The following is a 24,280-nucleotide window of genomic DNA, read 5'->3' as shown; positions in this document are numbered from 1 at the left end:
TTATAATAAAGTGATTAATAATGTAATCTCAGTATTCAGCAATTTCGAAATCGGACAAATTTCTTTTGCTTTTTGAGCTGCTTTCTGAAAATCTTCTTCAGAAATTCCGGGAACTTTTCCGGTAAGTTCCAATTGGATTAAAGTAATAGTTCCGTCTTCAAAAGTTACTTTAGCCGTTGTATCTAAATCTTCCGGTACAAAACCAGCTTCAGATAATAAAAAGCTTAATTGCATGGTAAAACAGCCAGAATGCGCCGCTGCGATTAATTCTTCAGGATTGGTTCCTACACCTTGCTCAAAACGAGTTTTAAAAGATAATTGTGCATTGTCTAAAGTGGTGCTTTGAGTACTAATAGTTCCTTTTCCTTCCATTCCTGTACCTTTCCAGTTTGCGTTTGCTCTTCTTGTAAATTTCATGATTGCTAATGTTTTAAATTATTTTTTAAGATGTTCAAATCGTTTATTTGATTTTGATGAGACAAAGGTATAGGGAAGGTGTTTATTAATCAAATTAATAATTTTTAGTAGTTATAAAAATATTTTATAATCATTGATTTTATTGGGAAGAGATCAAAACTTCGGACATTAACTTTTTTCTCTGAAAATTGAAATGTTATAGAAAAAGGTGGGATTTTGGTTTCAAATTAGAATTTGAAACCAAGTAAACAGCCAATTAGTAGTTTTAGTTATTGCTTGAATTTAATTTTATGCTATTCAATTTTATAGGATATATCAGAAGAATAAATTTTGAATGATTAATCTAATTTTTTAATTTATGAAAAACGCTTTTCTAATCGTTGCAGCTTGTTTGAGTACGATTTTGTTCTCCTGCAAAAAAGATAAAGATCAGGTAAGTTCAGAATCCGGGAAGTCTGAAACTGCTGACACTACATTAATTGCCGATAAAGGCTGGCCACGTGAGGCCGAAAACAATGGTGCCAAACTTGTGTACTATCAGCCTCAGGTAGATGACTGGAAGGATTTTAAAGAAATAACAGCCCGAGTGGCTTTTTCCCTAACTCCAAAAGACGGAAAACAAGTTGTAGGCGTGGCTTCTATAAAAGCAGAAACATTGGTAGATAAAGATAATCGAAATGCTTTTATTAAAAACCTTCAGGTAACTGATATACGATTTCCTGCTTTGGACAAAAAACAAGTTCCGGAAATGGAAAAACTATTTAAAGAAACACTACCACAAAGTGGAGATCCTATTTCTGTAGATCGTATTCTGGCAGATTTAAGTCATACCAAAAGTCCGCCGAAGGGAATCGTGGCTAAAAATGATCCTCCTGCCATTTTTTACAGTACCAATCCGTCGATTTTGTTGATCGTGCAGGGAGAACCGGTTTTGGTTCCAATAGATAAATCAGATATTCAATTTGTGGTCAATACAAATTGGGATGTATTTTATGATAAAACAGGAAAAGATTATTATTTGTTAGCCGAAAATATCTGGTTGACTTCAAAAAATATTCAGGGTAAATGGACAAAAACAACCAAACTGCCTTCGGGTTTAAGCAATTTGCCTTCGGGAGAGAATTATGATGATGTTAAAAAAATGATTCCGCCACCGTCTTCGGGAAATGCTCCTGAGGTTTTCTACAGTAATAAACCAGCGGAATTAATTGCAGTAAACGGGAATCCAAAATTTATTAAAATTGATGGAACCAAATTAATGTATATTGACAATACCGAGAATGATATTTTTGCCAATGAAGCTGATGGACAGTATTATGTATTACTATCAGGAAGATGGTTTAAATCGAAAGAACTTACGGGACCTTGGAGTTATGCGGGAAATAATCTTCCAGCTGATTTTGCCAAAATTCCTAAAAATTCACCTCGCGCTAATGTCCTGGCTTCTGTACCAGGAACACAAGAAGCTAAAGATGCTGTAATGCTGGCGCAAGTTCCTACAACAGCCATTTTGAAAAAATCGGAAGCCGAAGCTAAAGTAAAAGTAAGCTACGATGGTGGTACAGCTCAGTTTAAACCTATTGAAGGTACAAAAATGCAATATGCAAGCAATACTCAGGAGAAGATTATAAAAGTAGGTGACTTGTATTATTTATGTTTTCAGGCCGTTTGGTTTATGTCCACAAGTCCTAACGGACCTTGGAAAACAGCCGATTCTGTGCCGAAAGAAATTTATACTATTCCGCCAAGTTCTCCCGTATATAATGTGACGTATGTTACACAAACCACAACCGATACAACAGTCGAAAGTAGTTCTACTGCAGGCTATTTAGGCGCTTTTATTATTGGTGCAACATTTGGCGCAATCTTGACTTATGGCACAGGATGGTATTACCCGCCTTATATGTATTACGGTGGCTTATATCCAATTTACCGTCCGTATCCTTATGCGTACGGAGGTGGAGCGGTTTACAATCCGTGGACGGGTGGTTATGCAGCCGGAAGACGTGTTTACGGCCCTTATGGTGCTGCGGGAACTTCGGCATGGTATAATCCGGCAACGGGAAGATACGGACGTTCTGCAAGTGTACAAGGCTGGTATGGCGGTCGTACTGCCGCAAGTACCTATAATCCGTATACAGGAAATTATGCAAGAACCAATCAAGGACATAATGCCTATGCGCAATGGGGACATTCTGCTGCTACAAATGGAAATCAATGGGCGCAAAGCGGACATATTACAACCCGACGCGGAACAGCAGTTGCTTATCAAACTTCGGGTGGAAAAGAAGGTGTAATTACACATCACCGTGGCGGAGGAACAACCGTACGTACCAACAATAACCTATACGCAGGACATGACGGACATGTATATAAAAAAGACGCTAACGGAAACTGGAGCCATTACAATAACGGAAATGGTGGCTGGACGCAAGCAGGAACTTTAGGTTCATCCAAAAAAACAGGTGAAGGAATCCAAAATAGAGCAAATCAGGGACTTGGTGCCAATGGAGCAGGGGAACGCATTCAGCATGATAAACCAAATGAAGGTCTTGGAGCAAATGGAGCAGGAGAACGTATTCAGCGTGATAACTTACCAGGTGCCAATCAAAATTTAGGTGGAGAAACCCGAATGGGAGACAGAGCACAAGGCGATAATTTCAATAGACCAGAGCAAACTTTAGGACAACCAAATAAACCGCTGGGAGAAGCAGGTCGTCCTGATATTACAAACGATCTTGATCGATCTGCTATGTCCAGAGACCGCGGCGATATGCAAACCCGAAATTTCCAAAACTTTCAGCATCAAGGTGGCTTTGGTGGTGGCGGATTTAGAGGCGGCGGTGGCGGCGGTTTTAGAGGAAGAAGATAAATAAAAGTAGAGGGGTAATTTTAATTCAAAAAAAATCAGGAATGGGATTAGTAAATTCCAGACCTGATTTTTTTATTCATTACATCATGATAACTAAATTAATTTTACCTTTAAGAGGAATAATGAAAACTTAATGGCTTTATTTTGATATGTTTATAATGTTGAAGCTGTTTTGTAGAATGAGATAGTAATTTCAAAAAATGGGATCAATGAGCAATTATAAACTTCTACTTTTCTTTTTATTAGCGGCACAAATAGTGTTTGGACAAAACAATTCAGACTTCAGTTTAAAACAATTGAGTAAGCAGCATCAGTTTATTAAAATGGATAGTCTTAATACTATAGAAAAAGGTAAAGACTATTATTTCTACAAAGGATTATTTGCCAATGTGTGCAATAAACCGAAGTTGTCGAATGCCTATCTGGACAGTTTGAAAAATAACGAACTAATTAATACGAACGAATTTGCTAAGCTAAAGAGAGATAATTACATAAAGCTCTTTAATTATAATATGGCTTATACCGCTTCTAAAGTACTCACGATAAAATTTAAAGATCATCTCACAGAAGACGAACTTCTCGACGAATTAAATACACAAAGAATCTGGCAGTCTTTAAGAAGTACCCGCGCCCAGAAGATCGAGAAGTTCTCGACAGTTACACTTGCTACAATAAAAGACAAGGCGGGTTTAATTACAACAGAAGTTAAGGGAAATGATACCGAATCTAATTTTGTTTTTGATACCGGAGCTGGAATTAGTTGTGTTACAGAAGGTATGGCAGAAAAAATGGGAATTAAAATCCTGCCCGATAATAACATTTCGGTGGCGAGTTTTACAGGACAAAAAAACAAAGTTCAAATAGGCGTTGCTCCGGAAATTACTTTGGGTGAATTAAAAATTCATAACGCTATATTTTTAGTATATCCCGACACCGCATTTACATTTGCAGATGGTGCGTATGTGATTAACGGAATTATTGGTTTTCCTATCGTAAAGGAGTTAGGAACGATTACCATTGAAGAAAATAAACTTACGTTCTCAAAAGATGTAGAAGCAGATAAAAACGAGAAGAACTTATTTGTAGATGAACTGAGAGCCATCGTAATGTTAGGATATAAAGGTAAAACCCTGCCATTTAATTTTGACAGCGGCGCAAAGGTTAGCCTCTTTAACAAAACATTTTATGAAACCTTCAAAGATAATCTTGACGGTATTGGTAGTTTAGAAACAATTAAATCCTCTGGTGCCGGAGCAGAAGTAGTTTCGACAAAAGTATGGGTTGTAAAAGACCAGGAAATATACCTTGGAAAAAAGAGAATACTACTCCCAAAAATGGAAATTGACCAAAATGATTATGGTGTTTATGGTGCAGTAAATTTTGGAAATATTGGTCAGGATGTACTCGGACAATTTAAAAAGGTGGTGATTAGTTTTGATGGGAATTATTTAAAATTGGAGGATTAGGGGTTTTAGGTTTGCATTGTGCCGAATGTGTTTTGAATTGTGACTTAAAGAAGAAAGAGACAGTTCAGTTCTTTGGTGGAGTATGTTTCTAGCTAAAGAAGAATTTTACTTCAAAGGTTACTTTGCGTTCAATAGCGACACGTCTGTGCTGGCAGAGAAAATGAAAATTTTGAAAATTTTGTTAATCAGGTATATCTACGTGATTTTTAAAATTTTCAAATCGTTACTTTTGAAAAAAAAGACTTCTGTACGGTTTTCCGTAAAAAAATAATAATTTATTTTTTTTATTTTGGTATTGGATTCTGACCCAAAGAAATAATATAAAATTCACATTGAATGGATAAAACTAGTATTGCCAATGATTTAAATTATCTAAATGAAGAAAGAGTAAAACTTTGGGGTAGATTAACACAATTAGAAAAAGAAATAGAACAGAAAACTTCTGATTTTGAAAAAGATGCTAAACAATCATCTAGAAAGGCTTCTGAATTTAGAAATAAAAGTAATGAAGCTAAAGATTTAGCGATTCAGAATGCAGAAATTTCAGCTGAAAAGGTAAAAGAAGCTAAACTTTGTTTAACTAATATTAAATCATTAGAAACTAAATCAGAAACTAGTTTTAAGAAAATTGACAGATTTACAGTTGATTTAGATATTCGTTCAAAAAAGATCGAAGATACTATAGCTACATTAGAAGAAAATTTTGAGAATAATGAAATACTAGTTGAAAAACTTGAAACATTAGAAGGGCATTTTGAAAGTGGAGAAGAAATATTTGGTAAAATAGAAACTTTACAAAAATCTATTCAATCAAGAAAGAGAGATATTGATAATCTTCATAGGGAACTTTTTGGTTATCTAGAGAAAGAAACTAATGAAGAAGGCGTTGAAGTAGAAACAAGAGTTGAAGGATTAAAAGATCAAATCCAAAGTACTTATGAATCATTGGAAGAGGATTTGTCAAGTTTGGAAAAAGATGTTTTGAATATAAGGAGAGAAACTTTAGATAATTATAAAACCTTTATAGAAGAAAAGGAAGCTGACTATTTAGAGAAAGAAAATAAGTGGAATACAGATTATGATTCTGTTCTGGACAAAATTAATAAATTACTTCCCAATGCTTTAACTACTGGTTTGTCATATGCTTATTCTGAAAAAAGAAAAAGTGAAATAAAAGATAGTAGGAAATTTGCAGGTAATTTTAAACAGGCTGCTTTGGGATTAGTAATAGTTTCTATTATTCCTTTTATTTTAAGTGTTTTTTTTATTTTTGAAGGTAAAACCTTAATTGACGTAATTGAATATAGCCCAAGATTTGTACTTGCAATAATTCCTTTATATATTCCTGTTTTATGGATAGCATATTCATCAAATAAAAAATTAAATCTATCGAAAAGATTAATTGAAGAATATACTCATAAAGAAGTTTTGAGTAAAACTTTTGAAGGTTTATCGCATCAAATTAATTCAATTGAAAATGAAGATATATCAAATGATCTAAGAGTAAAATTACTATATAACATTTTGAGCGTAAGCTCTGAAAATCCAGGTAAACTAATTTCTGATTACAATAAATCTGATCATCCATTAATGGATGCCCTAGAAAAAAGTGCAAATTTATCGGATGCTGTAGAAAAACTTGAAAAAATTCCTGGATTATCCAAAATCGCAAAAATATTGGATAGTAAATCAAAAAAAATTTTAAAAGAACAAGCTAATAAAATCGATGATACTCTAGGTGAAATAGTTGAAGAAACTTTAGAATAATATTATGCCAAAATTCTCCGTAAACTACAATAAATCGTTTGAAAGACTTATTGAAAAGCTTCAACTTCTTTTAAAAAATGAAGAAGGATATCTTACTTGTAATAATAATCAAGGAGATTTTCAAGTAAAAACTCCTATCGGAATTTTTAAAGGAAGTTATATTTACAGAAACCAAATAATTTCAGTTAATCTTATAAAGAAACCTTTTTTTATAAGCTCTGGATTAATTGAAAATGAAGTAAAAAAATATCTATTAGAAAATTGAAGACAATTTACAATTTAACAATCAGAAAAATTAGTGCAATTATCTTATCAGGTTTGAGGCTTTTTTTATCAATTTTATTAAAACAAATCAGCAAGATGTTATTTTTTTTTAAGAGTAATTCTTTCATAATTTTTTCTTGGATAATTTTGGTTCTAATAACAATACTTTTTCAAGGCAAAATATCAAGTTTTTTAGCTGAAAATAGTGTCATTAATCATCAAAATGCTAAAGAGAACTATTTTCAAATTGCTTTTATAATATCAATAGTTATAATTCTTATCCGCTATTTATGGTTTTTAATTAAAAATTATAGACTTGCGCGTAAAAATAATTTCATAGTTTTTTATCTAGCTTTAATTTATTTTTCTTTTAGAATTAATAATACTGATTCTTTATATTTTTCGTACTTGAGTGTGAAGAATAATTTATATTATGCTGATATTATACTGTTAATTGCATTTTTATCTCTTTTATTATTTCTTCGAAATCTATTTTTTCAGAATGGGAAATTATATGATATTCTAAGTAATTGGTTTAAGATTGATGGTAAAGAAGATAATTTTTCATCATTTTTAATAGAAGATACTCCACATGATAAGACAGAGGTTAATGACAATGAAAAATTAATAGAGGTTGTTATTAAGGCTATTTTAAATTTAAGACCCAAAAGTTCATTTATAATTGGAATAAATTCAATGTGGGGCTTAGGAAAAACAAGTTTTTTGCAAAGACTTGAGTATAAATTACAATCTGAACAATATACAAATGAATGTAAACCTATTTCTTTTTGGTTTAATGCTTGGCAACATCAAGATGAAAAGTCGATAATTAATAATTTTTTCAATCAATTAAAAACGGAGCTTTCCGAGTTTTCTGGAGATTCAAAAAATTCTATTGAAAACTACTTAAAGGAAATGTTTGCTTTAGTAGATAATAAATATTTTAATGTATTTAAATCGATAACTGAAGGTCTTTTTTCTAATGTAGATTCGATAAAAGATTCATATGAAGAGATAAATAATATTATTAAAAAAATCGATAGGAAAATAATTGTATTTGTAGATGATATAGATAGATTAAATAAAGCTGAAATTCTTGAAACGTTAAGAATACTTAGGAATATTGCTGATTTTAAAAACATAATTTTTATTTGTGGTTTTGATCGGCAATATGTTATTCAGCAATCTCAAATTGATAATTATTATTTAGATAAAATATTCAATTTAGAAGTTAATTTAAATAATCAAAATCAAAAGAGTTTTATTATTTATTTAAATGAACTAATAGAGAACTCGCTGGGTTACAATAGTGCTGATAAAAAGTTATTAATTAAAGCAATTAATGAAATTTTTTATAATGATGATGAATATTTTGATTCCATTTCTGATAACGCAACTCAACTGCAAATTGATGAATTGGAACGACTTAATATAGTACCTTCGTTTTTCTTCGAATCCAGAAGAGATGTGAAAAAGTTTTTTAATGAGTTGTATATAAATATTAGAACATTAGAAAAAATTGATGACATAGATTTAGGAGATTATTTAGAATTGAGATTGCTGCTTTTTAAGTATAAATGGATGTATAAAAATTTTTCTTCAAAAAGAATTGGATCATGGTTAGGAACTGAAAGCAAACTTAAATTTAAATCAACAAATATCGAAAGTCTCTACATACCTCTTGAAACTGATAAAAGAGATAGAATTATAATTTATTCTTTTCTTAAAAAGATGTTTCCAAATGATGATATAGTAGATGATCCAAAAAGGATTTATGTTAAAAGATATTTCCCTATTTATTTGAAAAATAATGTTTTTAATGAATCTTTTTCATTTACTGATTTATATCGTGCTATAGAAGAAATAAATGTTGAAAAGTTGATCTATGATAAGGTGTTAAATAAAGAAAATGAGGAGTTTATTAAAAGTGATATAAAGTATTTTATTACGAATGATGATAATATACAAGATGTTAATCAATATAAACAAGTTATATATTTATTAAAAAAAGAATTGCTTGGCTATTCGAAAGCATTGGAAATTCTTAATATTATTTATTTAGGAGAAACAAAATTTCAAATAGAATTTGAAGAATTATTAGATATTATTTTTACTAATTCGAATGATGCTTTCGGAAGATTCCTTAGTGAACTTAGTTTTTATTATTCTAAAGTACCTAATAATGTTTCGGCACTAAATGAAATTAATTTTGGAAGCTATATAAGTTCAAGAAAGATTAATGCTTTAAGAGTCCTTACAAAGTCAAAAATAAAGGAAATTCTATTTAAGGTTCTTGATAGTGATATTAATAATGATCAAAGCAGACCTATTGATTTATCAATTTTTTTTAACGCTTTTTATGAAAGGTATTATGTCTTTTTTCAATTTGGCGTTTTACTCGAAGAATTTAAGGTAATTATTAAGCAATTTATCGATGATAATTTTACAGAAATTTTTCTTGAAAACTCACCTTCAGAAACTATTAAAAAAATTGATATAATTCGTATTGCGAACATTTTTGAAGACTTGGATGAAAGAGAGAAAATAATTAAGCAAGCTGAATTGTATTCAGAAGATAGAGAAACATGGCATAATTATGATTTAAATATAAAAGATTATGCTATAAAAGGATTAAATAATTTTATTGATTATCTTGAAAAAGTAAGAGAATCGGAATTAATTATCACATTAGATTCTGAATTAGAAAATTTCTTAATATATATGTATACATATCAATCAAAACAATTTTCTAATGCTCCTTCAGGGGATGAAATAGAAGAATTTAAAAATAAAAATAAATGATAGAAATTATTGATCAAGAAATAAGTAAGCAGCTTAATCTAATTCAAAAATTCACAGAAGAATTGCATTTTCAAGAGGTTTGCCAATTTGAATTAAATGAAAAGTTAGAAAATATTCCATGGGAAATACTGATAAATTCAGGTATTTATCTTTTAGAAGTAAAAAATAGTAATAATTATTCCAATTTTGAAGAATGGTTAGCTAATTTTAAAATGAGATGGGAACATGAAGATTATTTAAGAAAATTTACACCTAATTTTAAACTAAAAAGAATTAAAGCGCATAATGAATTGAAAGATTGGATACCATTATATATAGGAAAATCTAAAAATATGAAATCGAGGTTGTATGATCATATTTATAAAGATATAAATAAAACAACATTTGCGATGAAACTTTTGGCTAGAGAAAATATGAAAAATGAAATTTTTAAAATAAGTGTTATAAATCTTGGTCTAAAAAATTACAATACAATAATTCCTCTTATAGAAAACGAATTAAGAAATAGAATAAATCCACTTATTGGAAAGCAATAGTTTTTAGATAAAATTTGTTTGAATTAATTATTGCGTAAAGTTTTAAGAAGACAACTATAGTAGACTTGAGCGAAACAAAAAAACAAAACCCTCAATCTTCTTTCAAAAGATCAAGGGTTTTAATTTTTTTTTTAAGAAACCTTATTCTAGATCCAGATAGGGATTTAGGGTTTCGGCTAGTTCATTGAGCCAATAGAAGTTGTCTTTTAGTTTGGCTTCTTGCAGAACGTTTTCTTTGTCGTTCATCACTTCTAATGCGAGGGTGAAATTTACCTGCCTTAGCGCTTTAGCCATAGACTGCGGATCTATTCTGTCGTTGAAGAAATTCATTAGCCTGATTTCGGCTTCTTTTGAAAGGGTGTTGGTACTCATAACTCTGTAATTTAGGAAATATAAAACCCATGTAGTTAAGGTGTCCTACGCTTACAGAAGCGTTACGGTTGTTTCCAATACCGCCACCATACCACATGGGCAAAAGTTTTTTTGATATCATAATTCTGTAATTTAGGACAGTAAAGATATCAAAAAATGTTTTAAAAAATAAGAAAAATATTACTTTTAAATATTCGGTTCTAAATTAAATTTTCACAAAATCTTCTTATGAAAATGAGTGCCCTAGCCCTGATGGGAAGGAAAATCCTTTTGTGGTGGTGTTCAACACAAAAGATTTGGAAGGACAGCAGGAAATAGCTCCTAAAATTATATACGAATATATGAAATGGAAATTTAAGCTTAAAATTGTCTTTAGAATTTTATAACAGTATACTCGATGATACCGCTAAAAAAGCAATATGTTTTGAGATTTAACTTTGTCCCATTAATTTAAAACATATAAAAATGGACAATTTAAAAGATAAAGTAGCAGTAATAACAGGCGGAAACAGTGGTATTGGTTATGCAACTGCAAAACAGTTAAAAGAGCAGGGCGCTCAGGTTATTATTACCGGTAGACGAAAAGAAGCGATTGAAAAGGCGGCGTTGGAATTGGGCGTTACGTCGGTTGTGGCAGATCAGTCAAATGTTGGTGCTATTGAGGAATTGGTTGCAAAAGTAAAGCAGGATTTTGGTACGGTTGATATTCTGTTTATCAATGCCGGAATCGCAGGTTTGAGTACGATTGAACAAACTTCGGAGGAATTGTACGATAGTATTATGAATGTCAATTTGAAAGGGGCATTTTTTACGCTGAGTAAATTTATTCCGGTTTTAAAAGATGGTGCTTCGGTGGTGTTTCTTTCTTCGAATACTGCGAGTATGCCGGGACCTGGATCTTCGGTTTATTCTTCGAGTAAAACAGCTTTGAATTCGGTTATGAAATCGGCTGCTTTGGAATTGGCGCCACGAAAAATCAGAGTGAATTCGGTTAGTCCGGGACCAACAGAAACCGAGGTGATGAAGAAAGTAGGTTTAGACGAATCAACCGTAAAAGGTATTATGGATGTCGTGGTTGAGAAAGTTCCGCTTAAAGAAATGGGCAAGGCTGAAGATGTTGCCAAAATGGTTTCGTACCTAAGCAGCGACGCAGCAAAATTCATAACCGGTGCCGATTTTATTATGGATGGGGGAATGGTGTTGGCTTAATTTTGTTTCAGGTTTCAAGTTTCAAGTTTAAAGTTGATAATTGGAACGTTGAAAGTTTAACCGCAAAGTACGCTAAGGTTTACGCAAGGTTCGCAAGGTTTTTTTCTCGCAAAGTCGCGAAGCCGCAAAGCCGCAAAGTTTTATATTCTTTGCGACTTCGCGACTTTGCGTGCATTTTAATTCAGTTTTGTTCGTACAGCTTTGCGAACTTTTGCACTTTTTTAAAGGCACAGTATATAAAAGGTCTTAGCGCCCTTTGCGGTTAAACTACCCATATTCAACATGGAAGGCTGTATAATTTAACCGCAAAGACGCAAGGTTCGCAAAGTTTTATTTACAAAGCTTTGCGAACTTTTGTACTTTTTTAAAGGCACAGTATATAAAATATCTTAGCGTGCTTTGCGGTTAAACTACCCATATTCAACACGGAAGGCTGCATAATTTAACCGCAAAGACGCAAGGTTCGCAAAGTTTTATTTACAAAGCTTTGCGAACTTTTGTACTTTTTTAAAGGTACAGTACATAAAATATCTTAGCGTGCTTTGCGGTTAAACTACCCATATTCAACATGGAAGGCTGCATAATTTAACCGCAAAGACGCTAGGTTCGCAAAGTTTTATTTACAAAGCTTTGCGAACTTTTGTACTTTTTTTAAAGGCGCAGTATATAAAATATCTTAGCGCCCTTTGCGGTTAAATACGCACATTTCAACATAACTTAAGCATTGTCCATTTCACCTTGAAGTTTGTCCGTTTGGACTGTTTTCTGATTTCGTAAGAAGGGTTATCGATCTACTTTTGACAAAGAAATTAACCGATAACAATAATTTTAAAATCAAAAAAATGAAAACATTTCAAATAAACAAACAGCTTTTTTTAAATGCATTTGCAGCAGGAACTTTTATTTTGGTGGCATCAACTTCTTTTGCACAGAATAAAGAGAAACAATCAAAAACAGATGCTTCTTTGGTACGGCCGTATCATATTAGCGTTCCGGAAGAAGCGATTACAGATCTTCGCAATCGTGTAAACGCTACAAGATGGCCAGATGCAGAAACGGTAACCGACCAATCGCAGGGTGTAAAATTAAATCAGATTCAGGGTCTTGTAAAATATTGGGGAACAGATTATGACTGGCATAAAGCAGAAGATAAACTAAATGCGCTGCCTCAGTTTGTAACCAACATTGACGGATTGGATATTCAGTTTGTACATATCAAATCGAAGCATAAAAATGCATTGCCATTGATTATTACGCATGGCTGGCCGGGATCGGTTTTTGAACTTCTTAAAGTAGTTGGTCCGCTTACAGATCCAACTGCTTATGGCGGAAAAGCCGAAGATGCTTTTGATTTAGTGATTCCGTCAATGCCGGGTTACGGTTTTTCTGAAAAGCCAAAAGGAACAGGCTGGGGACCTGAGAAAATAGGAAGCGCATGGGATGTTTTAATGAAACGTCTGGGCTATAAATTTTATGTTTCGCAAGGTGGTGACTGGGGTTCTGTAATTGCAGATGCCATGGCACGTCAGGCTCCGGAAGGTTTATTGGGAATTCACGTAAATATGCCGGCTACGGTTCCGGCGGATATTGCTAAAGCATTGAAAGATGGTGATCCCGCTCCTGCAGGATTATCTGTAAAAGAAAAAGCAGCGTTTGCTTCGCTTAATAAATTATACACAAAAGGCGGCGGATATGCCGGAATGATGGTGACACGTCCGCAGACTTTAGGTTACGGACTTACGGATTCTCCGGTTGGTTTGGCTTCGTTTTTCTTAGATAAATTCAACGATTGGACGTACAGCGGTGGAAATGCCGAAAAATCACTTACCAAAGATGAAATGCTGGATGATATTTCTTTGTACTGGTTGACGAATACGGCCAATTCTTCGGCGCAATTATACTGGGAGAATAACAATAACAACTTTAATGCTCTGGAACAAAAAACTGCCGATATAAAAATTCCGGTTGCCATTACGGTTTTTCCGGGAGAGATTTACCAAGCGCCAAAAAGCTGGGCCGAAAAAGCATACAAAAACCTGTCTTACTATAATGAGGTAAACAAGGGCGGACATTTTGCTTCTTGGGAAGAACCACAAATTTTTACGGTTGAACTTCGCTCTGCTTTCAAAGGATTAAGAGGGAAACATTAATTCTGTAATTTATTAAACACATAGAAACATAGATTTATTTTCAACGCAGAAAAGGTATTTGAAGAAATCCAGATTTCGACACATAGTCCCGATCCCGAGACTTCGGGACGGGATGTATTTAAATAAGTGAAACGCCTTGTTAAGCAAAGTAAAACTATGATTCTATGTGTTAAGACAACAACGATAACAAATAATTTATTTAATAAAAATATTATGAAAACAAATAAAAACTTCGGATTAAACATTATTGCTATTCTTGCTTTCGTGGCCTTATTTTCAACTGGTGTTTCGGCGCAAGGAATAAAACGAACTGATTTGCAAAAACACGATTTAAGTATTCCGGGACATGAAACCGTTCAGGCACGTATAGACTTTGATGGTCATGCAGCATTTGGGAAACATTACCATCCGGGTGAAGAAGTAATTTATGTTCTGGAAGGTACATTAGAATATGAAGTAGAAGGTAAGGGAATTGTAACACTAAAAGCGGGAGAAGTTCTTTTTATTCCGGCTGGAGTGGTACACTCGGCAAGAAATAATACCAGCGTAAAAGCTTCTGAACTGGCGACTTACATTGTAGAAAAAGGAAAACCGATTTTAACTTTGAAAAAATAGTTGAAATACGGGTGGTTTAACCGCAAAGAGCGCTAAGATTTACGCAAAGCTGTGCGTAATTTGACCACAGATTAAACGGATCAAACGGATTAACACTGATTTTAAAATCCTTTTTAATCTCATAATCTGTGGCGAAAGATTATACACAAAGCCTTGCGAACCTTGCGGTTAAATCAGCACGTTTGATGCATAACTTATAATTTATAATTCATAACTAAACCATTGTCCATTTCACCCTTTACTTTGTCCACTTGAGCTTTTTTCTCCTTTTAAAACGAGGATTGCCGAGATATCTTTGACAAAGAAATTAACTGATAATCAACTAATCAATAAAACAAAAATTATGAAAACGCTATTAAATATTACAAACAACATTTCAGCAAAATTGGTTTTAATCGCAGTACTTTTTTTGAATGTGACTTTCACCAACGCTCAGGCTCCGAAACAAAATACTATCGAAGTAAATAGTTCTCTTGGAACTCTAAAACAAGTTAATGCCGGTTTATTAAACGTAGGATATACAGAAGCTGGTCCATCAACAGGAACTCCGGTGATTTTACTTCACGGCTGGCCTTATGACATTCACAGTTACAATGAAGTAGTTCCAATTTTGGTTGCAAAAGGATATCACGTTTTTACTCCTTATTTAAGAGGATTTGGAACTACAACTTTTCTTTCTAAGGATACTTTTAGAAACGGTCAGCAAGCGGCACTGGCAAGCGATATAATTGCTTTTATGGACGCTTTAAAAATTGATAAGGCCGTAATTGGTGGATTTGACTGGGGTGCAAGAACTGCGGTAGTAGTATCGGCTCTTTGGCCGGAACGTGTAAAAGGTTTGGTATCTGTAAGTGGTTATTTGGTGGTAAATCTTGAAGCAAATTTAAAACCGCTTCCTCCAACAGCAGAATTAGGATGGTGGTACCAATATTACTTTGCAACCGAAAGAGGTAAAGTTGGATATACTCAAAATACATACGATTTTAATAAACTAATCTGGAAAATTGCTTCTCCGCTATGGAATTTCGACAAAGCAACTTACGATCAAACTGCGCAGTCTTTTGACAATCCGGATCATGTGGCAATCGTGATTCACAATTACAGATGGAGACAATCTCTTGAAGGTGGGGAATCTAAATATGATGCTTTAGAAAAACGTTTGGCAGCAAGACCAGAAATTAAAGTTCCAACGATTACTATTGGTTCTGACTTTGATGGCGCTTTCGCGGATGGAAAAGCGTATGCCAACAAATTTACAGGAAAATACGAGCACAGAATATTAAAAGGTATCGGACACAACGTGCCACAAGAAGATCCGAAAGCATTTGCTCAGGCAATAATTGATGTTACTAAATAATCTTTGATAGTGGGTAAGAGGCTAGAAGAAAGAAGTTAGAGACAAGAGATAAGAGGCAAGAAGCAAGAGATAAGAAGCAAGAAGAAAGAGACAAGATTAAAGTAGCAGGTTCATGTCAAATCTTGCCTCTTGCTTCTTCAATCTTCAATCTTCAATCTTTCATCTCACAATTTCACAATTTCACAAACAAATAAAAAAATAAAACAAATGAAAAATATAGTAACCGCTTTTACAATGTTGTTTCTTCTAAACGGAAGCATCATGTTCGGTCAGAATAGTTTAGATAAAAAAGGTTTTGCCCTTTTAGAATTGTATACTTCAGAAGGTTGTTCGAGTTGTCCGCCTGCGGATGAATTACTAGGGAAACTTCAGGATGAATTAAAAGACAAAAATGTATATGTTCTTGCGTATCATGTTGATTATTGGGACAAACAAGGCTGGAAAGATATTTTTAGCAATGCTGATTATACTAAAAGACAATATGCTTATGCAGATTTTCTGGGGAAAGAGCCTATTTATACACCTCAGGTTATCATAAACGGGAAAACTGATTTTATTGCCTCTCAGGAAACTATAGTTCGTAACGGAATTAAAACGGCACTTTCTACAACTGCAAAAGCGGGTTTAAGTTTAGAAGCGACGCAGAATGATAATACTCTCGCTGTAAATTACAATGTTGAGGAAAATTCAAAAAACAGTCGATTATTGATTGCCTTTGTTCAGAAAGCTGCAAAAAGTAATGTAAAAAGAGGAGAGAATGCGCATCGTGTTTTGTCGCATTATCAAATCGTTCGCCAGTTGCAAAGTGTAGATTTAAACAAAACCAAAAAAGGAACAGCAACAGTGCATTTACCTAAAAACTACAATACGCAAGATTTCGAAATTATCGGATTTGTACAGGATATGAATTCTGGGGCTATTTTAGGAGTAAAACGAGCTTAGAGGTTTGTTTCTCGCAGATTAGTTTTCACGATTTACGTCACCAAATTTGTCATTTCGAGGAACGAGAAATCTCCGCAAGTAGCTCCGTACAGAATGGTGCCAATCTTTGTAGAGTTTCTAGTGCGATTTCTCCTTTCAGTCGAAATGACAAACTTTGTGAAGAAAAAAATCTGCATGAAATAATTTTTCAAAATAAACTTATCTTTGACAGGAAGGATAAAAAAACAATTACAATTATGGAAAAAGTAAAACGCTTTCAGGTTTCGCCTAAAGTGATTTGGGGAAGTTCTATAGCGCTTGCAATTCTGGCTTCGGTGCCTAAATTATTCGACGTTGATTCAACTCCCGGAGACCTTGTTATCAATTCTTCGATTACATTGTTGTTTTCCCTTTTTATATGGTATTATAACATTTACAGTTTGCCTAAATTTTCTTCGCAACGCGTTAATAAAAGCTTATTTAACTGGAAATTATTGTTGAGTGTCGTAATGGGAATTCTGCTGATGGTGATACTGGTAATCGCGCATCAGGAACTTTTTCAGGTCTCAAAAATGGATGCGCCGATTATGTTTGAATTGCGTGGAGTTTTGATTAATCTGATTGTCTATATGTTTTTGCATTTACTTTTTCAGAATTATCAAACCCAGCAAATGGGTGTAGAATTAGAGCGAACAAAAGCCGTACATCTTGGTGCTCAATACGAACTTTTGAAACAACAGGTAAATCCGCATTTTTTGTTTAATAGTCTGAACACACTCAAATCGATGGTAGAAATGCAGGATCCGCAGAGTGCCGATTTTATTCTGAAGTTATCTGATTTTTACCGTTTTACATTAGAAAGCAGAAAAATGGATTTGATACCTTTACGGGAAGAACTTCAGATTCTGGATTCATATGTTTATTTACTGAAAGCCCGCTTTGAAGATGGATTTGAAGTTATAAATGAGATCGACGAAAAACAATACGATTCGGCAATCCCGCCTTTTTCTTTGCAATTATTAATTGAAAACTGCATTAAGCATAATGTGGTTTCGCTGGATAAGCCATTAAAAATCAGATTGTATACTGAAAATGATTTTCTGGTAATTGAAAATCCGATTCAGCTCAAACGTGGCGTATTATCAACCGGAGTTGGTTTAGATAATATTAATCAGCGTTTTATGCATTTGGTGCACAAAGAGATTGAAATTGACAAAAACGACACTATTTTTAAAGTTAAAATACCACTAATTTATGACTATCATAGTAATTGAAGATGAAGTAAAAACGGCCAAAGCATTGGGTCAGCTTATTTTGAGTATCAGACCTGATGCCCAAATTTTATCGTATATTCAGAGTATCGACGGCGCTGTAAGTTATCTTTTAGAGAACGATCAGCCTGATTTGATTTTTATGGATATTCAGCTTGCCGATGGTTTGTGTTTCGAAATTTTTAAAAATGTAGAGGTTTTGTCTCCCGTAATTTTTTGTACCGCTTTTGATGATTATGCCATCGAAGCTTTCAAAGCAAACGGAATCGATTATGTACTAAAACCTTTTTCAAGAGATAGTATTTCGCAAGCCATTAAGAAAGCAGGAGAACTGAAGAATTTCTTTCAGCGCAATAAAAAAATGATGCCCGATTTTGATTATTTGTTAACCAGAACGGGAGAAAATAAAGGGAAAAGCAGTTTTTTGGTATTCAAAAATAATAAGTACCAAACCATTCAAACAGAGAATATTGCCTTTTTCTACATTAAAAATGAAACGCCAACAATCGTAACTTTCGATAAGGCAGAATATCAAATTACACAATCTCTTGATGAAGTTCATAAACTATTGTCACCAATTCAGTTTTTTAGAACCAATAGACAATATCTGGTGAATTTCTCTGCGATTAGAGAAGCAGAACATTATTTCTCAAGAAAATTAATTCTAAAATTGACTATTCCAACCGAGGAGAAATTATTGGTAGGAAAAGAAAAAGCAACAGCATTTTTGAGCTGGCTGGAGAATAGGTAGTCAATAGTACAAAGTCTTAAATTTGTCATTTCGAGGAACGAGACTCGAGTGACAGCGAACAGGCGAAGCAAATCGCACTAGTTTGTCGACAAAGATTGGCGATATGCTGTGTGGAGTTTCTTGTGTGATCTCTCCTTCGTCGAGATGACAAGCTACTGACAGAGAATGTAGTTTGAAAAACCTGAAACAAAGAAAACCTGAAACAAAGAAAACCTGAAACAAAGAAAACCTGAAACAAACTTCTTAAACCTTAGAAGGCGGCAATCCAAACTGTTTCTTAAAAGCAAATGAGAAATGCGATAAATCCTCAAAGCCCACTTCAAGATATACTTCTGATGGGGTTTTTCCTTTTTCTTTAATTTGATAATACGCTTCCTGAAGTCTTTTTTGCAATAGCCATCGACTAGGGGAATTATCGAATATACGTTGAAAATCTCTTTTAAAAGTAGCCAGACTTCGACCTGTTAAATAAGCAAAACGCTCCAGTTGTACATTAAAATGAAAATTCTTTTTCATGAAGGCTTCCAGATCAATTTTTCCTGGTTCACTAAAATCAAACAAAATATCCTTTAATTCCGGTTTGCATTGCAATAAGATATTAATCGCTTCATTCACTTTTAAAGCCTGAAGTTCTTTATTAATCATTTGGTCTTCATTAATGTACGGAATCAAAGAATCCATCAGACTTTTTAGCAATGCAGTTGGTTTCAATTGATAAACCGTTTGCGTTTCCGGATTTTTAATGAGATTGGTTTTTTGATTGTATTGTATCGAATAATCACGCAAAGCAGCCTGAGTCAAATAAATAGAAACAGACTGAAAAGCTGCATTTGGTTCGGGTTGTTTGAGGAATTTAATAAGCTGATTTCGTTTAATAAACCGAAAATCTCCAGGATTAAAAACATATTCTTTTTCACCATCATTTAAAGTAAGAACACCAGAAATCTGAAAACTTATAGCATGTTCCGCAGAAAATTGTTCACCCTCTCTATTTTGACTGAAATAGCAAGAGTAGGCAATAGGCGATGTTTTTTGAGTTGGTTTTGAAGTATCCATAATACAAATTTAGAAAAAATCAGGCAGCACTCTAAGTTGTAGAATGCTGTCTGATTTTGTTAAACGTTTTTTTCACGCTGATTTAAAAGAGTAAAGTTGATATAAACGGATTTTTTCGATCAGTTTGTCATTTCGACGCAAGGAGAAATCACACACGAAATTACGCAACAGTGGTCGCCAATCTTTGTAGAGTTTCTAGTGCGATTTCTCGTTCCTCGAAATGACAATACTTTGAGGTTATTGAACTAAAAAACATCTACGTTAACCCCACAAAATAAACCCTATTCTTTCTTAGTCGTATACCATTTTCCCTGTGCTGTATCGAGAAAACTTCCGGAATCCTGATGATCGGTTGATAAACTTACATTCATCCATTTTTCCATTTCTTGGGTTCTTGCTTCGTCAGCATTTTTAAGAAGTCCGATTGCTTCACTACCTAAAACAAGATGCATTGGCGGATTTGGATGTGAAGCCAGTTCTACCATCACATTTGCCGCTTTTTCCGGATCTCCGACAGGAACAAAATTTCCTCCTTTAAAGAAATCGGTACGTTGTTTGACCATTTCATAGCCTTCAATTTCGTTGGCGTACGTCATAGATGCGCCTGCCCAATCAGTACGGAATCCGCCTGGTTCTACGCTCGTAACGAATATTCCGAGTGGAGCAACTTCTTTAGATAATGCTTCTGTAAATCCGCTTAAACCAAATTTGGCAGCCTGATACATTGTTAAACCGGGATTTCCAACGCGTCCGCCCACAGAACTAATTTGTAAAATACGTCCGGATCTTTGCTGACGCATATAAGGCAATACAGCGCGTGTCACTTCGATTGGCGCAAATAAATTTGTTTCTAACTGGCTGCGAACTTGATTTTTTGTATAAGCTTCTGCTGCACCAATTATTCCGAATCCGGCATTGTTGACCAAAACATCAATGCGTCCAAAATACTGAACGGCTTCGCGAACTGCTTCCTGAATCTGATCGTAATTGTTAACGTCCAGTTGAATAGGTAAAATCTGATCGTTAAATTTTTCTTTTAAATCAGCTAACTGATTAATGTCTCGTGCAGTTGCAGCAACTCTGTCACCGCTATTTAATACTGCTTCAGTAAGATTACGTCCTAATCCTCGAGAACTACCTGTGATAAACCATATTTTATTCATTGTAATTAAGTTTTAAATTCTTTACAAATTTACGTTGCAAGTGAATGTTGTTATTTTGTTGAAAAGCTCAAATTGATTTGTTTAAAAGTTCGAACTTTTTGCCACTAAGATGTTAAGTATTTCGTTTCACGCTCCCGATAGCTATCGGGGTGCAGATTTAAGCTAATGTGCAAAGCTCTTTTTTAGATAAAGTTTTATTTTGTGAAAGCGAAAAAATAATCTCGCAAAGTCACGAAGTCACTAAATTTAAATTTCTTTGTGTCTTTAAGGCTTTGCGAGATTAAAACGAAGAAACTTAGTTTTGTTCTGAAATACTTATTTTATAAGTTGCAGTATACAATCTTCTGAACATAATGTAAGTAACACTTACCATAATAAAAGCGATAATCGCATCGATAGTTGCAGGAAAACCTAAGACAACCAATTTGGATAAGAAAGCGAAAATGATGTCGAAAAATACACCCGCAAATACCCATTCTTTCAATCGCAATAATTTATTCGGAATTAATAAGGTGATAACCCCCGAAACTTTCATCACACCCAGGATATAAATAAAATGTGACGGATAACCCAATTGTTGTGTAATTTCCCAAACCAGTTTGTTGGTTGTTAATTCAAAAAATCCGCTGGCACCAAACCATAAAGAAGTTAAAATAATACCTGTCCAATAAATAATTTTTGTTGTTTTTGCATTCATGATTTTAAATTTTTAAGTTGTTAAACAGGACAAATTTGCGTCAGATCCAATCGATTTCATATTACTAATTTGGTGAAACGGACAAAACGATTTGTCAAATAGACAATCCATAAGTTCATTTGATTTCATAACTTTACAGAGGACTTTTATAAAGCCATAAACCTAATTTTTAATAATGGAAGCCAAAGCCATTTTACAAGAACATATCGCTAAAACTGCTTCGTTGACAGATGAACAATTTGATTACTTATTTTCTCATTTTAAACCTTTGTCTTTTAAAAAAGGACAAACTATAATTACTGCCGGAGATAAAGTGAATTGCGAGTATTTTGTGATTTCAGGTTGTCTGAAAGCTTTCTTTATTAATGATGAAATCAAAATGTACATTTTACAGTTTGCCATGCCAACCTGGTGGGCATCTGATTATAATGCGCTTTATACCCAAAATGTGGCTACTATAAATGTAGATTGCATTACAGATGCAGAGGTTCTTTGTCTTTCAAACGAAGACCGCGAAAAGCTTTGTGCCGAATTTCATCAGATTGAACATTTCTTCCGCTGGAGAACCAATAGAGGATATATTGCTTCACAAAAAAGACTATTATCTTTTATGAATAATAATGTTAAAACCCGTTACGAAGAACTCTTGGCTCTTTATCCCCAATTATACAATTTAGTTCCAAAGCATTTAATAGCTGCTTATTTAGGTGTTTCCAGAGAAACTTTAAGCAGACTTTATAATTCTTAAAACGTTTTTATTTTATAGCCACAGATTATTAGGATTAAAATGATTTTGTTGGGCGTACATTTTTGCTTGATTTTGTGTCATTTCGAGGAACGAGAAATCGCACTAGAGACTCCGCAAAGATGATCGCCAATCTTTGTCGACAAGCTAGTGTGATTTCTCCTCTGTCGAAATGACAATTATATATGCAGAAATCACAAAAACCTTAGCCCCTCAGAACCTCAGCCCCTTTGTCCCTCAAAAAAAAAGATTGTGATCTACATCACGTAACCAATTTTCATATCCGCCGTTCCTTTGCATTGTACTTTTAAATACAATAAAAATGGAAACAATAAATTTTAATATCGTTAGCTCACAAAGCAAAATCGATTGGACCGGAAGAAAAGTTACCGGTGCACATAATGGTACAATTGGTATCAAAGAAGGTAATTTCATCTTAAATGATGGAAAAGTAAAAGGAGGAAATGTGGTTATTGATACCACTTCTATAAAAATCTTAGATATAAGTGATGCTCCAACCAATACACAATTTGCCGGACACCTTGCATCAGACGATTTTTTCTCTATCGAAAAATTCCCGACAGCATCATTTGACGTTATCTCTGCAAGGGAAATTACAGGCAGCACTTTTTATCTTGAAGGAAATCTTACTATTAAAGGAATTACGCATCCTGCAGGATTTGAAGTTGCATTACAAAACAACAGAGATACAATTGCATTAGCAGGTAAACTGATTATTGATCGTACACTTTATGATATCAGATTCCGCTCAGGAAACTTTTTCAAAGATTTGGGAGATACTTTAATTTACAATGACTTTGAGCTTGATTTTGACATCACTGCAGAAGCTAGTTTTTCATCTAAAAATTAAAACCATGCCTTACGTAAAAATCGAATTGACTCGCGAGGGCGTTACCCGCGAACAAAAACAAGAATTAATCAGTGGTATCACCAATCTGATTACAGAAGTATTAAATAAAGATCCGCATTTAACTCATATTGTAATTCAGGAAATCGAACTGGATGACTGGGGTTATGCAGGAGAACAAGTATCAGTATTAAGAGAAAAAGGCATTACTGCCGATAAAAAATAAATATCATGAAAAAACAAACTATTATAGTTACCGGAGCAGCTTCTGGTATAGGAAAAGGAATCGCTAAATATTTTTTAGACAGAGGCGATAATGTAGTCATTAATTCTTTGACAGAAAGTGCATTGCTAAACGCTTATAATGAATTTGGTGCGGGAGAAAATCTGGCAATGTTTGCAGGAGATGTGAGCAAAAAAAGTACCGGAGAAAAATTGGTAAAAATTGCAATCGAGAAATTTGGCTCAGTAGATGTATTGGTTAATAATGCAGGAATCTTTGACAGTAAACCATTTCTGGAAGTTGATGAAGCGTATCTGGATAAATTTTTGACAACAAATCTTAAAGGAACTTATTTTACTACTCAGTCTGTGGTTCCTCAAATGCTAAAACAGCAAGATGGTGTTGTAATTAACATTGGAACACCTTTGGTAAATCACGGTTTAGGCGGATGGCCGGCTTCTGCTCCGGTATCTAGTAAAGGTGCAATTCATGCCTTAACGATTCAATTGGCGGCTGAATTCGGGAAACAAAACATTCGTTTCAATACGGTTGCTCCCGGCGTTATTCGTACACCAATGCACGGAGATAAAGCCGATGCAAATGCGGGTCTGCATTTATTGAACAGAGTAGGAGAGATTGATGATGTTGCCGAAATGGTTTATACCGTTGCAAAAAGTAATTTTATTACCGGATCCATTATTAATGTTGATGGAGGTAAAGCAGCAGGACATAACCTTAATTAAGGTGAAAACTATAGT

At 33.8% G+C, this 24,280-nt stretch carries 21 protein-coding genes; 16 read left to right on the top strand and 5 right to left on the bottom strand.

The window, feature by feature from the left end; all coding sequences use genetic code 11:
- On the bottom strand, positions 1–417 hold the full coding sequence (locus tag KHA98_RS09135; RefSeq protein ID WP_213257438.1) for an OsmC family protein: 417 nt from the start codon (positions 415–417) through the stop codon (positions 1–3).
- Positions 418–775: 358 nt separating this feature from the next.
- Between KHA98_RS09135 and KHA98_RS09130 the strand changes: the two genes are divergently transcribed.
- The 5 genes from KHA98_RS09130 (at position 776) to KHA98_RS09110 (ending at position 10,124) form a co-directional block, all read left to right on the top strand.
- On the top strand, positions 776–3,289 hold the full coding sequence (locus KHA98_RS09130) for a hypothetical protein (protein WP_246522246.1): 2,514 nt from the start codon (positions 776–778) through the stop codon (positions 3,287–3,289).
- 209 nt (positions 3,290–3,498) lie between these two features.
- Positions 3,499–4,755: a retropepsin-like aspartic protease gene (locus tag KHA98_RS09125; RefSeq protein WP_213257436.1), complete on the top strand. Its 1,257-nt coding sequence runs from the start codon at positions 3,499–3,501 to the stop codon at positions 4,753–4,755.
- Positions 4,756–5,091: 336 nt separating this feature from the next.
- Positions 5,092–6,522 carry a hypothetical protein gene (locus KHA98_RS09120; RefSeq protein ID WP_213257434.1) on the top strand — a complete coding sequence of 477 codons (1,431 nt, stop codon included), beginning with the start codon at positions 5,092–5,094 and terminating at the stop codon, positions 6,520–6,522.
- A gap of 261 nt (positions 6,523–6,783) precedes the next feature.
- Positions 6,784–9,588, top strand: a complete 2,805-nt coding sequence (locus KHA98_RS09115; protein WP_213257432.1) for a KAP family P-loop NTPase fold protein — start codon at positions 6,784–6,786, stop codon at positions 9,586–9,588.
- Positions 9,585–10,124: a hypothetical protein gene (locus KHA98_RS09110; RefSeq protein ID WP_213257430.1), complete on the top strand. Its 540-nt coding sequence runs from the start codon at positions 9,585–9,587 to the stop codon at positions 10,122–10,124. The genes KHA98_RS09115 and KHA98_RS09110 overlap by 4 nt, the downstream gene beginning before the upstream one ends.
- Before the next feature lie 141 nt (positions 10,125–10,265).
- Here the strand turns inward: KHA98_RS09110 and KHA98_RS09105 are convergent, their stop codons facing one another.
- The gene (locus tag KHA98_RS09105; protein WP_213257428.1) at positions 10,266–10,496 is read right to left on the bottom strand and encodes a hypothetical protein; all 231 of its coding nucleotides are present in this window, start codon (positions 10,494–10,496) and stop codon (positions 10,266–10,268) included.
- A gap of 465 nt (positions 10,497–10,961) precedes the next feature.
- Here KHA98_RS09105 and KHA98_RS09100 point away from each other — a divergent pair, with 465 nt between their 5' ends.
- From KHA98_RS09100 to KHA98_RS09070, 7 genes are all read left to right on the top strand, one after another.
- Positions 10,962–11,705 carry an SDR family NAD(P)-dependent oxidoreductase gene (locus KHA98_RS09100; protein WP_213257426.1) on the top strand — a complete coding sequence of 248 codons (744 nt, stop codon included), beginning with the start codon at positions 10,962–10,964 and terminating at the stop codon, positions 11,703–11,705.
- A gap of 842 nt (positions 11,706–12,547) precedes the next feature.
- Positions 12,548–13,855: an epoxide hydrolase family protein gene (locus KHA98_RS09095; RefSeq protein WP_213257424.1), complete on the top strand. Its 1,308-nt coding sequence runs from the start codon at positions 12,548–12,550 to the stop codon at positions 13,853–13,855.
- 213 nt (positions 13,856–14,068) lie between these two features.
- Positions 14,069–14,470, top strand: coding sequence for a cupin domain-containing protein (locus KHA98_RS09090; protein WP_213257422.1), 402 nt, complete (start codon positions 14,069–14,071; stop codon positions 14,468–14,470).
- A gap of 343 nt (positions 14,471–14,813) precedes the next feature.
- Complete coding sequence (locus KHA98_RS09085; protein WP_213257420.1) at positions 14,814–15,827, top strand: alpha/beta fold hydrolase; 1,014 nt, start codon at positions 14,814–14,816, stop codon at positions 15,825–15,827.
- 207 nt (positions 15,828–16,034) lie between these two features.
- Positions 16,035–16,769 carry a DUF1223 domain-containing protein gene (locus tag KHA98_RS09080; protein WP_213257418.1) on the top strand — a complete coding sequence of 245 codons (735 nt, stop codon included), beginning with the start codon at positions 16,035–16,037 and terminating at the stop codon, positions 16,767–16,769.
- A 236-nt stretch (positions 16,770–17,005) separates the two neighbouring features.
- Positions 17,006–18,022 (top strand): sensor histidine kinase, encoded by a 1,017-nt coding sequence (locus KHA98_RS09075; protein WP_213257416.1) that lies wholly within the window; start codon positions 17,006–17,008, stop codon positions 18,020–18,022.
- Positions 18,003–18,770 carry a LytR/AlgR family response regulator transcription factor gene (locus KHA98_RS09070; RefSeq protein WP_213257414.1) on the top strand — a complete coding sequence of 256 codons (768 nt, stop codon included), beginning with the start codon at positions 18,003–18,005 and terminating at the stop codon, positions 18,768–18,770. The genes KHA98_RS09075 and KHA98_RS09070 overlap by 20 nt, the downstream gene beginning before the upstream one ends.
- A gap of 243 nt (positions 18,771–19,013) precedes the next feature.
- Here KHA98_RS09070 and KHA98_RS09065 read toward each other — a convergent pair whose 3' ends face one another.
- From KHA98_RS09065 to KHA98_RS09055, 3 genes are all read right to left on the bottom strand, one after another.
- The gene (locus KHA98_RS09065) at positions 19,014–19,826 is read right to left on the bottom strand and encodes a helix-turn-helix domain-containing protein (protein WP_213257412.1); all 813 of its coding nucleotides are present in this window, start codon (positions 19,824–19,826) and stop codon (positions 19,014–19,016) included.
- Between the two features lie 281 nt (positions 19,827–20,107).
- Positions 20,108–20,989, bottom strand: coding sequence for an oxidoreductase (locus KHA98_RS09060; RefSeq protein ID WP_213257409.1), 882 nt, complete (start codon positions 20,987–20,989; stop codon positions 20,108–20,110).
- Between the two features lie 295 nt (positions 20,990–21,284).
- Positions 21,285–21,686 (bottom strand): DoxX family protein, encoded by a 402-nt coding sequence (locus tag KHA98_RS09055; protein WP_213257407.1) that lies wholly within the window; start codon positions 21,684–21,686, stop codon positions 21,285–21,287.
- A 175-nt stretch (positions 21,687–21,861) separates the two neighbouring features.
- On the opposite strand from KHA98_RS09055, the gene KHA98_RS09050 reads away from it, so the two are divergent.
- The 4 genes from KHA98_RS09050 to KHA98_RS09035 all read left to right on the top strand — a co-directional run bounded on the left by KHA98_RS09050 (position 21,862) and on the right by KHA98_RS09035 (position 24,265).
- On the top strand, positions 21,862–22,434 hold the full coding sequence (locus KHA98_RS09050; RefSeq protein WP_213257405.1) for a Crp/Fnr family transcriptional regulator: 573 nt from the start codon (positions 21,862–21,864) through the stop codon (positions 22,432–22,434).
- 319 nt (positions 22,435–22,753) lie between these two features.
- Positions 22,754–23,302: a YceI family protein gene (locus tag KHA98_RS09045; RefSeq protein WP_213257397.1), complete on the top strand. Its 549-nt coding sequence runs from the start codon at positions 22,754–22,756 to the stop codon at positions 23,300–23,302.
- A gap of 4 nt (positions 23,303–23,306) precedes the next feature.
- Positions 23,307–23,525 (top strand): tautomerase family protein, encoded by a 219-nt coding sequence (locus tag KHA98_RS09040; protein WP_213257395.1) that lies wholly within the window; start codon positions 23,307–23,309, stop codon positions 23,523–23,525.
- Positions 23,526–23,530: 5 nt separating this feature from the next.
- A complete protein-coding gene (locus tag KHA98_RS09035) occupies positions 23,531–24,265 on the top strand; it encodes an SDR family NAD(P)-dependent oxidoreductase (RefSeq protein WP_213257393.1) in 735 nt (244 codons plus the stop codon).
- Positions 24,266–24,280 lie beyond the last annotated feature (15 nt).

The sequence above is a fragment of the Flavobacterium branchiicola genome (assembly GCF_018383905.1).
GTDB classification, from domain to species: Bacteria; Bacteroidota; Bacteroidia; order Flavobacteriales; family Flavobacteriaceae; genus Flavobacterium; species Flavobacterium branchiicola.
The sequence above is the reverse complement of the archived record's forward strand: the minus strand, read 5'-3'. Positions and strand labels throughout refer to the sequence as shown.

Excerpts from the sequence above, each read along its gene's own strand:
- KHA98_RS09050 (WP_213257405.1), top strand. The coding sequence starts at position 21,862 with ATGGAAGCCAAAGCCATTTTACAAGAACATATCGCTAAAACTGCTTCG.
- KHA98_RS09090 (WP_213257422.1), top strand. The coding sequence starts at position 14,069 with ATGAAAACAAATAAAAACTTCGGATTAAACATTATTGCTATTCTTGCT.
- KHA98_RS09065 (WP_213257412.1), bottom strand. The coding sequence starts at position 19,826 with ATGGATACTTCAAAACCAACTCAAAAAACATCGCCTATTGCCTACTCT.
- KHA98_RS09080 (WP_213257418.1), top strand. The coding sequence starts at position 16,035 with ATGAAAAATATAGTAACCGCTTTTACAATGTTGTTTCTTCTAAACGGA.
- KHA98_RS09035 (WP_213257393.1), top strand. The coding sequence starts at position 23,531 with ATGAAAAAACAAACTATTATAGTTACCGGAGCAGCTTCTGGTATAGGA.
- KHA98_RS09095 (WP_213257424.1), top strand. The coding sequence starts at position 12,548 with ATGAAAACATTTCAAATAAACAAACAGCTTTTTTTAAATGCATTTGCA.
- KHA98_RS09105 (WP_213257428.1), bottom strand. The coding sequence starts at position 10,496 with ATGAGTACCAACACCCTTTCAAAAGAAGCCGAAATCAGGCTAATGAAT.
- KHA98_RS09135 (WP_213257438.1), bottom strand. The coding sequence starts at position 417 with ATGAAATTTACAAGAAGAGCAAACGCAAACTGGAAAGGTACAGGAATG.
- KHA98_RS09075 (WP_213257416.1), top strand. The coding sequence starts at position 17,006 with ATGGAAAAAGTAAAACGCTTTCAGGTTTCGCCTAAAGTGATTTGGGGA.
- KHA98_RS09125 (WP_213257436.1), top strand. The coding sequence starts at position 3,499 with ATGAGCAATTATAAACTTCTACTTTTCTTTTTATTAGCGGCACAAATA.
- KHA98_RS09045 (WP_213257397.1), top strand. The coding sequence starts at position 22,754 with ATGGAAACAATAAATTTTAATATCGTTAGCTCACAAAGCAAAATCGAT.
- KHA98_RS09055 (WP_213257407.1), bottom strand. The coding sequence starts at position 21,686 with ATGAATGCAAAAACAACAAAAATTATTTATTGGACAGGTATTATTTTA.
- KHA98_RS09110 (WP_213257430.1), top strand. The coding sequence starts at position 9,585 with ATGATAGAAATTATTGATCAAGAAATAAGTAAGCAGCTTAATCTAATT.
- KHA98_RS09060 (WP_213257409.1), bottom strand. The coding sequence starts at position 20,989 with ATGAATAAAATATGGTTTATCACAGGTAGTTCTCGAGGATTAGGACGT.
- KHA98_RS09085 (WP_213257420.1), top strand. The coding sequence starts at position 14,814 with ATGAAAACGCTATTAAATATTACAAACAACATTTCAGCAAAATTGGTT.
- KHA98_RS09070 (WP_213257414.1), top strand. The coding sequence starts at position 18,003 with ATGACTATCATAGTAATTGAAGATGAAGTAAAAACGGCCAAAGCATTG.
- KHA98_RS09040 (WP_213257395.1), top strand. The coding sequence starts at position 23,307 with ATGCCTTACGTAAAAATCGAATTGACTCGCGAGGGCGTTACCCGCGAA.
- KHA98_RS09130 (WP_246522246.1), top strand. The coding sequence starts at position 776 with ATGAAAAACGCTTTTCTAATCGTTGCAGCTTGTTTGAGTACGATTTTG.
- KHA98_RS09120 (WP_213257434.1), top strand. The coding sequence starts at position 5,092 with ATGGATAAAACTAGTATTGCCAATGATTTAAATTATCTAAATGAAGAA.
- KHA98_RS09100 (WP_213257426.1), top strand. The coding sequence starts at position 10,962 with ATGGACAATTTAAAAGATAAAGTAGCAGTAATAACAGGCGGAAACAGT.